This window comes from Pelovirga sp. C15f, from assembly GCF_057178085.1.
This window is the reverse complement of sequence record NZ_JBXUCV010000009.1, coordinates 22,632-36,275: the sequence shown is the minus strand read 5'-3', so window position 1 is coordinate 36,275 and position 13,644 is coordinate 22,632. Positions and strand designations below refer to the sequence as shown.

The window sequence follows — 13,644 nt, the reverse complement described above, 5'->3', positions numbered from 1 at the left end:
TTCATTTGATTCACAGGTGCCGTTTGTACAGGTGCTACCCATTCTATCACAGGTTAAATAAAAAACTACATCTCGGCGGTTGTTGGCAATGTAGGGCAGTGTGCACAGAGGGTATAGGGGGAATAAACGGCCATGTGACAACACGTCGGCCATGTTATAGGGCACCAATGGCTCTGGTCGGCATTTGCCGGGTGCAGATAAATGATATAGACTGGTTTACAACGGTCTGACAGTTATTTCAGCTGAAGTATTTGAGACTTCTTGCCCTGACGGTTCTGTTGTGAAAATCCCCGAAAGTGAAAAATTTATCCCCGCCCTGGGATTTCATCTTTTTACCCCCTTTTACGATCTGATCGTTGGACTGACCGGCCGCGAGCGGACCGTCAAGCAGGCTCTGATACGCCGGGCCGAACTTCAACCAGGACAAAAAGCCCTGGATCTGGCCTGCGGGACCGGAACCCTGGCGGTAATGGTCAAGAAATACCACCCGGCTCTGGAACTGACCGGTGTTGATGCTGATCAGCGAATGCTGAACAAAGCCAGGCGCAAGGCAGAATCGGCAGGGCTGTCAATTGCCTTTGATCGGGCTTTGTCTTTTTCCTTGCCTTATGCGGGTGCCAGTTTTGATCAGGTGTTGTCGACCATGTTTTTTCATCATTTAACCTGGGACGAAAAAGTCAGGTCCGTCAGGGAGGTTTATCGGGTTCTGCGACCGGGCGGGCAATTTTATGTTGCCGACTGGGGGGCTCCGGACAGCCGCTTGATGCGGTTACTGTTTTTGACCGTGCAAGTGCTCGACGGTTTTGCCACGACCAGAGATCACATCGCCGGCCGCATGCCCGAACTCTTTTCCGGCCAGGGTTTTATCGACGTGAAGCAGCTGCAGACGGTTAATACCATCTACGGAACCATCGCACTTTACAGCGCTGTTAAACCTTTTGATGCTGCTTTGCGCACCAGCACCAATTCGAGTATTCCGGCATAGAACAACCGCGACGATATCAACTCGAGACCTGCTTTGCGGAGCAGCAGATGAAAGTTTTTCCGGTCGGGAAACTGTTTCAGGCTGTCGGCAATATAGGCGTGGATCCCCGGATCACCGTGCAGCAACAACCCCCACAAGCCACACCAGCTCTTGAGTAATTGATACTGTCCTTTTTGTGCCACAATCAGTGCCGGTTTTGAAAAATCGAGGAATGCGGCATGCCCGCCCGGTTTGAGCAGGCGCTGAATTTCATCTAAAACGTCACCCAGGTCGGCGGCATTACGCAGGGCGTAGCTGCCGGTGATGATGTCGAAGCTGCCAGCAGCCAGCCCCGTAGTTGCCATGTCGGCGCAGACAAAAGTGAGATGATGATAGTGGTTACGCTCATTGGCCAATTGCAGCATCTCCGCTGTCAGGTCGAGGCCGATTACCCTGCCCTCGGGGTAGGCGCGAGCGAGCAGAAAAGCCAGATCGCCGCTGCCCGTGGCCAGATCCAGGCAGTTCAGCGCTCCCCCTTGCGGAAGGGCGGCGATCAGTTGTTTTTTCCAGCTGCGATCACGGCCTAATGACATGGCTCTGGTTGCCAGGTCATAGCGGTTTGCTGAAACGGCAAAATGCTGCCGGTTGAATTGTCGTTTTTTTTCCGGGGTGTCAATATGACCTGAGATGTTGCGCGCACGATTGAATCGCTCTTTGATCGTGGATAATTGCCTCAGCATGCCCGTCTCCCGGCTTCAAAGCGATTCATTAATACCAGGCCGGCGGGTAGAACGACAAGATCACAGAGCAATGCTCCCAGCATGGTTGTGCCGGTCAGCAGGGAAAAGTAGACTGTCGGCAGAAAACTGCTGGCGCCTCCGGCCGCAAAACCAAAAAAAAGAACCAGGGCTGAAATGCTCAGGGCTTGTCCTGTTGTTGTGGTTGTCCATCTGATGGCGGCATTGATGTCGCCGCTATTTTCCCGTTGAAATTCCGCCAGGTAATGGATCGTGCTGTCCACGGTCAGACCGATGGCGACAGCGGCAATCATGGCTGTGCCGGTACTTAAATCTATCCCCAGATAGCCCATCAGCCCGAAGGTCCAGAGCAACGGAATCAGGTTGGGAATCAGGGCCACGATCAGCAGTTTGAGGGATCGAAACATCACCAGTATGGCGGCGAGAATCATCACCAGAGAAAGGGAAAAGCTTCCGACCAGGTTGCGAACCAGCTGATTGGAGTCGATTGCCAGTTGGTAGGCTTCGCCGGTTGGTGTCAGCGAATATGAGCCACCAAGACCCAGATCGGCAAGTTCTTCAATGTCGGTGATCAGAGCTGCAAGATCCGCAGTTCCCAGGACAGGAGTGCGGACACTCAGTCGCAGTCGGGTCTGGTCCGGACTGCTGAAGCGGTCAAAGATGGCGGATTCGGACTTTTGGGCGGTCTTCAGTAGACGCACGATCTGACCTGGTTCAGCCGGTGAGAAAGCTATACCTGCAGATGCCATCTGCTGCGCGAGTAATGACAACAGGCTATCGGTTCCAGTGACCTGAGGCATGGCTTCCAGGCCGCGTTGAAAAATGATCAGCTGTTGAATGTCCCGGTTTTGTGTGAGGGGTAAGCCATCAGTGCGCTCAAGCATGAATTCGATCCGGTTGACTCCTCCGAAGGTACGGTCGATATGCATGGTATCACGGAACAGCTTCTGATCTGTTTTCAGAAATCGGATCAGGTCGGTATTGTTGCTGATCTGTGGAATTCCGCTGAAGGCAAACAGGACCGAAGCCAGAGCCGCCAGCAGTACCCTCCCGGGCTGGTTGATTGACAAATCAGCCAGCTTCGCCAGGATATGGTGAAAAACAGAAGAGCTTGCATCTTGTTGCGGGATCGGTTGCGGTAAAAAGCTCAAGACAATTGGAACCAGAAGAAAACTGACAACAAATGACAAACAGATACCCATCGCCGCAAAGCCACCGAATAAACGGACTGCCGGAATATTACTGAGCAACAAAGAAGCCAGCCCCATGGCTGTCGTCAAGGTTGTGAACAGGCAGGGACGGAACAGGGTTATTGCCACCCTGATGATGTGATGATGTCTATCGTTGGTTGACGGGTTACCGCGCAACCAGTTGTTGTAAAGATGTACGGTGGTCGTTACCGATAGAACCATGACAACCGGTGCTAGCAGTGCAGTAATGGTATTCAGGGCAAAGCCACTGAGGCTGTAAAGAGCAATGGTCCAGGACATGCTGATGGCCATCACCGTAAGGGGCAACAACAATCCAGACAACTGCCGGAAAAAAAACCACAGCAGCAGACTCAGAATGACCACGGCAAGGGGGATCGTAACCAGCTGGTCTCGCTGTATGAGTCGCGATACGGTCAGCTTTTGTAACGGGATTCCGGACAGCCGAAGATCAAGATCTGAATGGACCTTGCCAATCAGGTCCTCAATGGTTGTCAGTGCCAGCTGTTGCTTGGCGATATCAGCACTCAGGTCAACCAGGATCAGTGCTGTTTCGCGGTCCGGGGACAGTAACATGGGCAAAGAGGAAAGGCCTGACTCAGGGGTGGTAAGGGGCGGCAAAGCAGGAGAAAAGGGGGTCATGATGACGGGTGGTTGTCGCTGCAAGAACGGCGTTGTTACACTGATAACACCGTTGATCCCGGTCAGATCGGCTCTGAGATTGTGTATCCGCTTGATTTTTTCAGGAGTTAACAGATCCGGAGCGGTCAGGGCGATGATCAGGAGTTCGTCATTGCCGAAGGTGTCGCGAAAAACACTGTAGTTCTGTCGTAGCTCCCGGTCATGGGAAACCATGGAGCTGTTGTCATTTTCGATGTCAACGTGCAGGGCGGGATAGATCGCTGTTGCGGTCAGAACGAGGAGTAACAGCAGAAAGACATTGCGACCTTTGCCGAGCTGATACTGCAGAAAATGTTCTCCCGGTGATTTGAAGCCTTTTTTGGGCCACCTCATCCTGTCGCCTCCGGATAAAAATGACTCCCTGAAAGAGACCGGCCGGGGATCGTCTGCATCGCAAAATAGGGGGGCAGGCAGTTGCTCAAGGGGGAGTTAAGCAGGGTTCTGATAGCCGGCGCACGGAGAAAAGAGGCGACTCGTCCACGCCTGGTTCCCAGCCACATTCCCCGTGCCGCCCGATTTGCAGCCACCGTGAACGCCTGGCGTCTCACATGATCATAACGCATCAACAGCGCAGCCAGATCCTCTGAAGAGAGAAAGTGCCTGATCAGAAGATCGGCGAGGAATTCCGCGTCAGCCATGCCGGTATTCATTCCCTGGCCACCAATGGGGCTCATGACATGGGCGGCATCACCACAGAGTATGGTCCTTCCCGAAAAATAACGTTTGCAGACAAAGCGATGAACGCTGAAACGGGAGGTGTCAACACAATCAGCAGGTGACAGATTCAGGCCGGAACGGTTGTGTATCCCATGAATAAGGGTAGTGACGTCAGAGCTGCTCTGGTGCCGATCAAGCTGCAGAATCCAGCGCCGCTGCCCTTTTGGCAAAGGGAAGGATTCCAGGGATCCGGCGCGGTTAAAGTACAGGTGGGCTCTGCAGCCGAAATCTGTTCGATCTTGAAAATCGGCCATGACAAAATTAACCGGGTAGGTTCTGGTGTCGAAACAGGGGATGGCTGCCACCGTTCTGACGTTACTACGATGGCCGTCACAACCGATCAGAACCCTGGTCGTGAATAGCTGACTCCTGTTCTCATCAGGGCCTAGCGCCACCAGGACCTTGTCTTGTTGTTGGGTTGCATCCAGAAAGCTGCACTGGCGGCGGAGCGTGATACTGCTTGAAGATTCCAGATTTTTTTCGAGCAGCGAGACGGTTTGCGCCTGTGGAAGAGAGAGGATAAAGGGATAATGTCCCTGAAGTGAGTTGAAACGTAACTCGCCCAGGAACTTTTTTTCTTCAAAAATACAGGCATGATCAACCTTGACGGCTTCTTTGATAAAGGTCTCTGCCAGACCGATCCGTGACAGGATCTCCAGGCTCGGAGGAGTCATGCCGATGGCCATGGATCGCCGGGGAGCTGCCGCTTTTTTTTCTACCAGCAGGGTGCGGATGCCGCCATGACCAAGGAGGTTCCCCAGCAGTAATCCGACCGGGCCACCACCAACAATGATGACGTCGTAATCGCAAGCGGCGCTCATGGATGGCCCGGCTCTAGCTGCAGCAGGGCCATTTCAGCGGTGAGACCCGGCCCGAAGGCCATCGCCCCGATCAGTTGCTGGTGATCTTCTTTGGCTGCTGCGAGGATATGGTGCAGCACAAAAAGGATGGTGGCGCTGCTCATGTTGCCATAGCGCCGAAGAATATCACGTGAAGCCGCGACCTTGCCGGGTGGAATCTCTAGACCTTCGACCACCTTGTCGATGATGGATTTGCCGCCCGGATGGACAGCCCAGGTATGGACGTCTTCAATCCCCATCTGGTGCAGATCCAGCAGGGGTTTTATCAGATCGGCGATTCCTGCGCCGATGATTTTAGGAACATAACTCGACAGGGAAATGTCAAAACCGTTATCACCGATGCTCCAGGCCATGGCGTCCACCCCTGAGGGGATCAGGGCCGAGTGAAAATCCATGATGCGGTAGCTGTGGCCGGCGGCTGCCGGGCGCGAGTTGACCAGGGCCGCCGCCGCGCCGTCTGCAAACAGGGCGTTGGCCAGCAGACTGTCTTCACTGCCGTTCAGCTGGAGATGCAGACTGCATAATTCCAGACACATGACCAGAACCACGGCATCCGGATCGGCCCGGCAGAATTGAGCCGCCATATTCAAGGCCTGAAAGGCGGCATAGCAACCCATGAAACCAAGATGATAGCGTTGTGTATTGTCGCCCAGCCCCAGCTCACGGCAGAGGATATAATCGATACCGGGATTGAAAAAGCCGGTGCAGGAGGCGGTGACAACGTGGGTGATGTCTTGCGGATCGAATGTGGTTGTACCGCCTAAGAGTTTATGCCCCAGCTTAGTGGCCAGGGTGGTCGCCTCAGTGGTGTAGATCCGGTTGCGTTGCGCGGTTGTTGGTTGTCTGAAGGTACCGTCCGGCGTTGCGGTGAAGAAATTGGCACCCCAGTCCGGGATGACGCTGTAACGCGTATCAATACCGGAGCTGCGGTAGAGCATCCGGGTCAGTCGCCGGGCGCGCGGATCGCTGGTCCAGTCAAGCATCTGCTCGCCGACGTCTTGCTGATTGTAGCTTTTATCCGGGACCGCGGTCTCCAGATGATGGATCCATACAGGTTTCATCGTTAAATCCTTAGCAGATAGCTGGCCGGCGGGTCATTGGTCAGCGTGCAGCAGCACCGATGTTGTGACTTCAATCGTGTCATTAACCCTGATGATTCCAAAGACCGAAGGAGGGTGCAGTTGATATGCTGAAAGGGATACGTCAAAACGCAATTCGGCCCTGAGCTCTGTTGCACCAACGTGAAGCTCTACAACCGCTGCCCGTATCTGGTGGGTTATGGAGCGAATCTTTAGGTCAAAGACAATCTCTGTTGGTAAAACATGATTCCCGTTGAAAAGGGCGAGAACGTTTTTGAGAATGACCTCTTCGGTAGAACCGGTGATCAGTGGGAATACCTCGGATTCAAACATCTTGTGCATCTGATTGTCGCGACGACGGCTATCGGTATCGAGACTGGTGACCGGAACTGCCAGCAGGGGGGCGCCGATGGAACCATCAGCTGCACGGATAATAAACGGCTCACAACGGCCGGACCCCTGAAAATCATGAAGGGTCGAGCGGACCGCGAAGGACACGCTGCATTCGCCGTGGAAAAGAGCTCCCTCTGCTACTGCCGGTGCTACGAGGAAAAGCAGAAAGATCAGGAGATGTTTCATTTGGTCTCCAGTTGGTAAGGAATTGAATTACCCTGGGTAATTTTAACGCCATCCGGCAGTAAATGTAAGAGCTGCTGGGGATGAAAAGGTCAAGATATTCTTGTTGCGCCTGGCCCCGGCAGGCGTACACTTATGATTGACAGGCAAGATGAACCCGATCTGTCGGTGTTTCATCTGCTGACCCGGCAGCATAACATGATCATTACTTTATCGTTGGCATCTAATGTGGGTTCTCAGGCTTGAGCGACGCACAGCATTACAGGCGGTTTGTAAAAGGAGAGGATAAATGCTCGGGGCGTTGATTGGAGATATGGTCGGCAGCCGGTTTGAATGGCACAATTATAAGGCCAGGGACTTTGAATTCTGTCATGCCGATTGCCGGGCTACGGACGATTCGGTGCTGACCATCGCCACAGCGCAGGCCCTGCTCGATCATATTCCTTTCGGTGAGGCTTATCGCTCCAATTACCGGCGCTATCCCAACGCCGGTTACGGACGAAGTTTTGCTGCCTGGGCACAGGGAGAGAGTCCCGGAGGGTACAACAGTTTCGGTAATGGTTCGGCCATGCGGGCAGGACCAGTGGGGTGGTACGGATCCACACTGGACAAGGTAATGGAATTGGCGCGGCAGAGCGCCCTGCCGACCCATAACCACCCGGAGGGAATCAGGGGCGCGCAGGCGGTCGCCAGTGCGGTTTTTCTGGCACGTCATGGTAAGGGCAAAGATCAGATCAAAAGAGCTGTCGAGCAACACTTCGGTTATGCCCTGGATCTGACGCCGGACCAGATTCGACCCGGATATCAATTTGATGTGACCTGTCAGGGTTCGGTGCCCCAGGCGCTAAGCTGCTTTCTGTACAGCAGCGACTTTGAAGATGCGATTCGTACGGCTGTTTCTATTGGTGGTGATTCAGATACTATCGCCTGTATCTGCGGCACTATTGCTGAAGCCTCTTATGGCGGGATTTCTGAGCCTCTGGTGAGCTGGTGTCTGGCCAAGCTGGATGTATTTCAACGACAACTGGTCAAACGCTTTCGCCATGAGGTGATGGGGATTGCCGCCGCCGATTGACCCTCGGCAATATTCAGCAGAACCTGCAATGAGCGCTTTTAGCCGCGAACGATCGTGCCGGAAGGCAGCTCATGCATGATAGCTGACCTCTAAATTTCCAGGGTTGCACCGACGGTTGCCGAAAAATAGCGCTCCCCGCAGCGCTCCGCCAGCGCCAGGGCGCCGGTCCGTCCAGTACAATGGGATGCGCCAATATAAGAGACCTCCTCGCTTTCCAGCCGATCCATGGTTGCCTTGAGCTGGTCTTTGCCGCTGTACATCAGATGGGTGCCTCCAACGATCGCATGAATTCGTTTTTCCCCGGTGACCGCGATGGCATGGTCGATAATGTTGATCAGTCCGGCGTGAGCGCAACCGAGAAGGAGTACCAGTCCCTTGTCGGTGCGCAGAAACGCGGAGAGATCGTCCTCGAGGGGGTCGCTGTCGAGTTTCCCCCCTGCGATCTCAATCACCAGTTTGGGGTCGCCGGTTTCGTGTGGACTGGTCCGGGGAATGCGCCCCGAAAGTAGCAAGCTCTCGGCGATTTCAACGGGGCCTCTGGACAGCTGAAAATCGGCACCAAGGAGTTCAAGTTCTTCTTGCTCCCAGGCAATACCGATATTGCGTAAAGGGCCGCCATGGCTGCTGAAGCGCCGGTTGAACAGATCCGGGTGAGCGTAGACGGCAATCGGCCCGGTTTTTTTCAGTACCTGTTTGAGACCACCGGTATGGTCAAAATGGCCATGGCTGAGGATGATCCCATCCAGTCGGCCAAGGTCGATTCCGAGGCGTTCGGCATTGTTGATGATGGTCAGCCCGCCTCCGGTATCAAACAGGTAGGTGCCGCTGGTTGTTTCAACCAGGCAACTAAACCCGTATTCCCCCAGCAGGCCTAAAGGAGAGGCTTTCTCAACACAGTTCTCGCAGAGAATGGTTAATTTAACGCTCATTTGTTTGCCTCCTGCACCGGCCCCTCTTCCTGCTTGCCGTGGTTCTTCAGCCACTCGATGAAGGGTTGATCGGCCGGCAGAATATTATAGGTGTCCAACTGGTCAAAAGGTACCCAGGCGTGGTCAGCGACTTCCAGATGCCTGATCGTGCCGCCGGTGTGGCGACAAAGATAGCCGTCGATGCGTACAGAACCCCATTCGTAACGGTGCTGAACCCTTTGTAACAGCCGGTCAATGTCAATCTGGATATCAAGCTCTTCGCGCAATTCCCGCCGGAGTCCGGCCTCAGGGACTTCCCCCGGCTCGAGTTTGCCACCGGGAAATTCCCAGAACCCTCCCAGACGTTTATCCTGGGGACGAAGTGTCAACAATACCTTCTGCTGGTGAATGATGATGGCAGCACAGACGATAGTGATCTGCTCTGTTTGTTGTGTGTTCATCCGCATGCTTTCCATGAGAGGGAAGGTTCGAGGCCCCGGGATTTTTGTTGGTGCTGTCAAACACTCTATGATAGAAACATCTTCCGTGACAATCCCGTTAATCCCAGGAGTTATTTCATGTACCAGATTTCCGACAAGGGCCGCGGTGTGCGGCAGATGTTCGATGATATTTCCAATCGTTACGATCTGCTCAATCGGGTTCTGTCTCTCGGTATTGACCGGCGTTGGCGACGCTTTGCTGTCAGCCAGCTGAGTATTCCCAAAAATGGACTGGTTCTCGACATTGCTACCGGCACCTGCGATGTGGCTTTGGAGATTGCCGCCCAGACCGACCCCTCGGTAATGATCGTCGGCGAAGATTTCACTCAGGGGATGCTGGTTCAGGGGCAAGCTAAACTGAAGCAGTCGCCCTGTGGGGAGCGGATCATGCTGGTCAATGCTCCTTGTGAAGCGATCCCACATCCGGATAACTGCTTTGATGGTGTTACCATCGCCTTCGGTATCCGTAACGTGGTTGATCGTGAGGCGGGTTTACGTGAGATGGTGCGGGTACTCAAGCCGGGTGGCCGGGCGGTGATTCTTGAGTTTTCTCATCCAAAAAATGACTTTTTTCGTAAAATATACTATCTTTATTTCCGGAAAGTCCTGCCGGCAATTGGGGGGTTACTGTCAAAACGCAGTGCCTACGAATATTTGCCTGATTCAGTGCTCGATTTTCCGGTGCAGAATGATTTCGCCGCAATGATGACGGAAGCCGGTTTTGCGCGGGTTCAATATGTTGACTTAACCTATGGCATCGCGACTGTGTACGTGGGGAACAAACCCCGGAAATGATGCCGAGGGGAGGATATTTGTTCATGGCAGAACTTTCCGCTTGATTTCTTGACCTGGTTAAAGAACAATGAACATCAGTTTTGTTCAGGGCGAAGGTGTTTATGGAAGAATATCAATCTGTTTTGGCAGGGCAATGACGCCGCCACGATCCGGTTAAATCATAACCGGCGGGCGGTTTTTTTGTGCTCTGTGCGACAGGGCTTTTAGTCAAAAGATTTTCCATCAACCAACAGGAGGCTTCAAATGAGAAAAACAGTCATTTTATTTCTGGCACTGGTATTTACACTGGTGTTGGTGCTGCCGGTTCTGGCGGACACCATCAAGATCGGCTTCAACATCTCCATGACCGGGGATATCCCGAAGGTTGGAGAATCATCCAAGTTTGCTGCCGAAATGCTCAAGGCCGACATCAATGGTGCCGGCGGTCTGGAAGTTGGTGGTAAAAAGTACATGCTTGATTTTATCTATGAAGATAACGAATCCAAGGCCGAATCGGCGGTTACTGCGATGCTCAAACTGATCGAGCGCGACCAGGTGCTGGCAGTGGTCGGGCCTAATTCATCGAAGCAGGCGGTGCCGGCCGGGCAGATTGCCAACGATAACAAGACCGTAATGATTTCCCCCTGGTCGACCAATCCCGATGCGACCCTGGACCGTCCCTGGGTCTTTCGCGCGGCGTTCCTCGATCCCTTCCAGGGACCGGTAGCCGTCAATTTCGCCGTCAAGACCTTTGATGCGAAGACTGCCGCCGTTATTTATGACCTTTCCAACGATTATTCAAAAGGTTTGGCTGAAATTTTCAAACAGGTATTTGAAGAGAAGATGGGCGCGGGCACCGTCGTCGCCTTTGAAAGTCACGGTACCCGAGACCAGGACTTCTCTGCGCAGCTGACTACAATCATCAACCGCAAGCCCGACTTTATTTTTGTTCCCAACAATTACAATCAAGTGGCGCTGATCGTGCGTCAGGCTCGCCAACAGGGCTACACCGGCGAAATCATGGGCTCAGACGCCTGGGGCTCAGCAGAGTTGATGACACTGTGTGGGGATGTTTGTAAAGGACTGCACTTCTCCACCCACTACGCCGCCGCTGGTGCCACCGGTGCGACTAAAGAGTTCATCGACCGCTACACCGCGACTTACGGTTATACTCCGGATGACGTCGCTGCCCTGACCTGGGATGCGACCAAGGTTGTGTTGCAGGGGATTCAGAACGCTGGCCAATTGACCGGCCGTTTGCGTACCGACCGTCAGGCCGTTCTTGATGGGATGAAAGCGATCACCAGCTTCGATGGAATTACCGGCAGTATGAAGTTTGATGAACAAGGCGACCCGGTAAAATGTGCCGTGGTGGTCCAGATCAGCCAGACCGGTGAGTTTGAATTCAAGGAGTCGGTCTGTCCCTGAGCGTCTAATATCATCTGATCCCGTCATGCCGATTTCGTCTGATCGGCATGACGGGATACTTCTCCTTTACCAACCGGAAAAAGGGTCACCCACAGGTTCGTGACAGATCGCTCCTGCCCGGAGCGGTGGTACGTTATTCTGCGGGTTGCAGGCAAAAGGTTCATGATGCTGGAACTGATTATTCAAAATGCTATCAACGCCCTGCAGTGGGGGAGTTTTTATGCCCTGATCGCCCTCGGCTATACCCTGGTATACGGGGTGTTGACCCTGATCAACTTTGCCCACGGCGATGTCTTTATGGTCGGCGCCTACGTCGCTTTTTTTGTTGCCACTTTTTTATTGGCGGCGCTGGGCCTGCCCGGTTGGGTGGTGCTGACTCTGTGTGTGCCGCTGACGATGATCCTGACCTCACTGGTCGGGGTCACCCTGGAACGTGTCGCTTATCGACCCCTGCGCAACAAGGGGGCGCACCGGCTCTATGTGGTTATCACCGCCCTGATGTGCGGTTTGATTCTGCAGCATGCCAACCTGGCGATTTTTGGCGCGAGCCGTAAGGCCTTCCCGCCGTTGATTCAGGAGCATGTTTACAACGTCGGCGGCGTAAGCTTCACCAACCTTAAAATTGCCGTTATTGTCACCGCCTTCCTGGTGTTTCTGATTCTCCACTGGATCGTCACCCGAACCCGGGTCGGTATGGCGATGCGAGCGATCTCTTACGATAAGTTTGCTGTGCCGCTGATGGGGATTCCCCTGGATCAGATCATCGTTATCACCTTTGTTCTCGGTTCCGGTTTTGCCGGGTTGGCCGGGCTGCTGTTTGCCATGAGTTATCCGGTGCTGGAGCCTTACATGGGCGCGCTCATCGGTTGGAAGGCCTTTATTGCCGCCGTAGTAGGTGGTATCGGTGATATCCGTGGTGCGTTTTTGGGTGGGTTTTTGCTCGGGGGGATCGAGATCCTGGTGGTGGCTTTTTTCCCGTCGACCCTGCGTGACCTGATTGCCTTTACCGTGTTGTTGGTGATTCTGACCTTCAAGCCGACCGGTTTTTTCGGTGTTGCCAAAACCACCAAGATCTAGGAGTACCCCTTGTTGAAACGTTATTCCGTTCACCTGATCCTGGCGCTGCTCGGCGGGGTGATCGTCTATCTGGCCTATAATGAGTATCTGGGCCTCTATTACCTGTCGGTGCTGATGTTCATGGGGGTGAACATTATCCTGTCGTCGAGCTTGAACCTGGTCAATGGCTACATGGGCGAATTTTCCTGCGGCCACGCCGGCTTCATGTGTGTCGGCGCCTACGTTGCCTCAGTGCTCGGGGTCTGGCTGTTCGCTAGGGATCGGGTGTTTGGTGCGGCGCTGCTGGATCCTGAATATGCTCTCTATGCTTTTCCGGTAATCATTCTCGCGGGCGGCGTCGCGGCGGCGCTGGCCGGGTTGTTGGTCGCCTTTCCCTCCTACAAGACCCGGGGGGATTACCTGGCGATTATCACCATCGCGGCCAATTATATTATTATCAGCGCCATCGAAAATATGAACACCATCGGCGGTTCCCGCGGTTTTATGGGGATGAAGGGGGTGATCAATGCCATGGAAGATACCATTTATCTGCCGTGGATGCCGATCTGGGTGTTTCTGTTTACCATTTTTTGCGTATGGGTGATTCGCCGCTATGTCTCGTCGACCTTCGGCAAGGGGGTTAACGCCATCAGCCAGGACGAAGTAGCCGCCGAGATCATGAGCGTCAACACCAACAAGATCAAAACCATCACGTTCATGCTGTCGTCAGGGTTGGCGGGAATTGGCGGGGGGTTGTTCGCCTACATCCTCGGATACGTGAATCCGGGCAGCTTCAATATCCTCAAGTCAACGGAGATCATGGTGATGGTCTATCTCGGCGGGATGGGGTCTCTCTCCGGGTCAATTCTGGCAGCGGTACTCTTTACTATCCTGCTTGAGCTTTTACGCCCGCTGCAGATTATCAAGTGGATCGTGATTCCACTGGTGTTAATTATCCTGATGCAGTTCCGCCCGGAAGGCATTATGGGCAATCGTGAGTTAGGGCAGACTTTCCCCCGTCTGAAGAAATTCTACCGGTTTAAATAGAGATGGGCAGCGC

Annotated in this window: 13 protein-coding genes; 6 read left to right on the top strand and 7 right to left on the bottom strand. The window is 53.8% G+C overall.

What is annotated here, in order from left to right; translation table 11 throughout:
- Window positions 1–280: 280 nt before the first annotated feature.
- Window positions 281–985 (top strand): class I SAM-dependent methyltransferase, encoded by a 705-nt coding sequence (locus AC1931_RS14415; RefSeq protein ID WP_483877986.1) that lies wholly within the window; start codon window positions 281–283, stop codon window positions 983–985.
- On the opposite strand, the gene AC1931_RS14410 is transcribed toward AC1931_RS14415, so the two are convergent.
- The 5 genes from AC1931_RS14410 to AC1931_RS14390 are packed head-to-tail and all read right to left on the bottom strand — an operon-like array spanning window position 919 to window position 6,846.
- Window positions 919–1,704: a class I SAM-dependent methyltransferase gene (locus AC1931_RS14410; protein ID WP_483877985.1), complete on the bottom strand. Its 786-nt coding sequence runs from the start codon at window positions 1,702–1,704 to the stop codon at window positions 919–921. The two genes, AC1931_RS14415 and AC1931_RS14410, sit on opposite strands and share 67 nt — an antisense overlap.
- Window positions 1,698–3,944: an efflux RND transporter permease subunit gene (locus AC1931_RS14405; RefSeq protein ID WP_483877984.1), complete on the bottom strand. Its 2,247-nt coding sequence runs from the start codon at window positions 3,942–3,944 to the stop codon at window positions 1,698–1,700. The genes AC1931_RS14410 and AC1931_RS14405 overlap by 7 nt, the downstream gene beginning before the upstream one ends.
- On the bottom strand, window positions 3,941–5,149 hold the full coding sequence (locus tag AC1931_RS14400; protein WP_483877983.1) for an FAD-dependent oxidoreductase: 1,209 nt from the start codon (window positions 5,147–5,149) through the stop codon (window positions 3,941–3,943). The genes AC1931_RS14405 and AC1931_RS14400 overlap by 4 nt, the downstream gene beginning before the upstream one ends.
- A complete protein-coding gene (locus AC1931_RS14395) occupies window positions 5,146–6,249 on the bottom strand; it encodes a type III polyketide synthase (protein WP_483877982.1) in 1,104 nt (367 codons plus the stop codon). The genes AC1931_RS14400 and AC1931_RS14395 overlap by 4 nt, the downstream gene beginning before the upstream one ends.
- Window positions 6,250–6,282: 33 nt before the next feature.
- The gene (locus tag AC1931_RS14390) at window positions 6,283–6,846 is read right to left on the bottom strand and encodes a YceI family protein (RefSeq protein WP_483877981.1); all 564 of its coding nucleotides are present in this window, start codon (window positions 6,844–6,846) and stop codon (window positions 6,283–6,285) included.
- Between the two features lie 286 nt (window positions 6,847–7,132).
- On the opposite strand from AC1931_RS14390, the gene AC1931_RS14385 reads away from it, so the two are divergent.
- On the top strand, window positions 7,133–7,918 hold the full coding sequence (locus tag AC1931_RS14385) for an ADP-ribosylglycohydrolase family protein (RefSeq protein WP_483877980.1): 786 nt from the start codon (window positions 7,133–7,135) through the stop codon (window positions 7,916–7,918).
- Window positions 7,919–8,007: 89 nt separating this feature from the next.
- On the opposite strand, the gene AC1931_RS14380 is transcribed toward AC1931_RS14385, so the two are convergent.
- Together AC1931_RS14380 and AC1931_RS14375 are read right to left on the bottom strand one after the other, a co-directional pair.
- Window positions 8,008–8,847 (bottom strand): MBL fold metallo-hydrolase, encoded by an 840-nt coding sequence (locus tag AC1931_RS14380; RefSeq protein ID WP_483877979.1) that lies wholly within the window; start codon window positions 8,845–8,847, stop codon window positions 8,008–8,010.
- Window positions 8,844–9,287, bottom strand: coding sequence for a (deoxy)nucleoside triphosphate pyrophosphohydrolase (locus tag AC1931_RS14375; protein ID WP_483877978.1), 444 nt, complete (start codon window positions 9,285–9,287; stop codon window positions 8,844–8,846). Before AC1931_RS14375 ends, AC1931_RS14380 begins: the two co-directional genes overlap by 4 nt.
- 117 nt (window positions 9,288–9,404) lie before the next feature.
- On the opposite strand from AC1931_RS14375, the gene ubiE reads away from it, so the two are divergent.
- The 4 genes from ubiE to AC1931_RS14355 all read left to right on the top strand — a co-directional run bounded on the left by ubiE (window position 9,405) and on the right by AC1931_RS14355 (window position 13,631).
- Window positions 9,405–10,121, top strand: a complete 717-nt coding sequence (gene ubiE, locus AC1931_RS14370) for a bifunctional demethylmenaquinone methyltransferase/2-methoxy-6-polyprenyl-1,4-benzoquinol methylase UbiE (RefSeq protein WP_483877977.1) — start codon at window positions 9,405–9,407, stop codon at window positions 10,119–10,121.
- 243 nt (window positions 10,122–10,364) lie between these two features.
- Entirely contained in the window at window positions 10,365–11,528 is a 1,164-nt protein-coding gene (locus AC1931_RS14365) for an ABC transporter substrate-binding protein (RefSeq protein ID WP_483877976.1), read from the top strand.
- Between the two features lie 99 nt (window positions 11,529–11,627).
- Complete coding sequence (locus AC1931_RS14360; protein WP_483877975.1) at window positions 11,628–12,605, top strand: branched-chain amino acid ABC transporter permease; 978 nt, start codon at window positions 11,628–11,630, stop codon at window positions 12,603–12,605.
- 9 nt (window positions 12,606–12,614) lie between these two features.
- Window positions 12,615–13,631: a branched-chain amino acid ABC transporter permease gene (locus tag AC1931_RS14355; protein WP_483877974.1), complete on the top strand. Its 1,017-nt coding sequence runs from the start codon at window positions 12,615–12,617 to the stop codon at window positions 13,629–13,631.
- Window positions 13,632–13,644 lie beyond the last annotated feature (13 nt).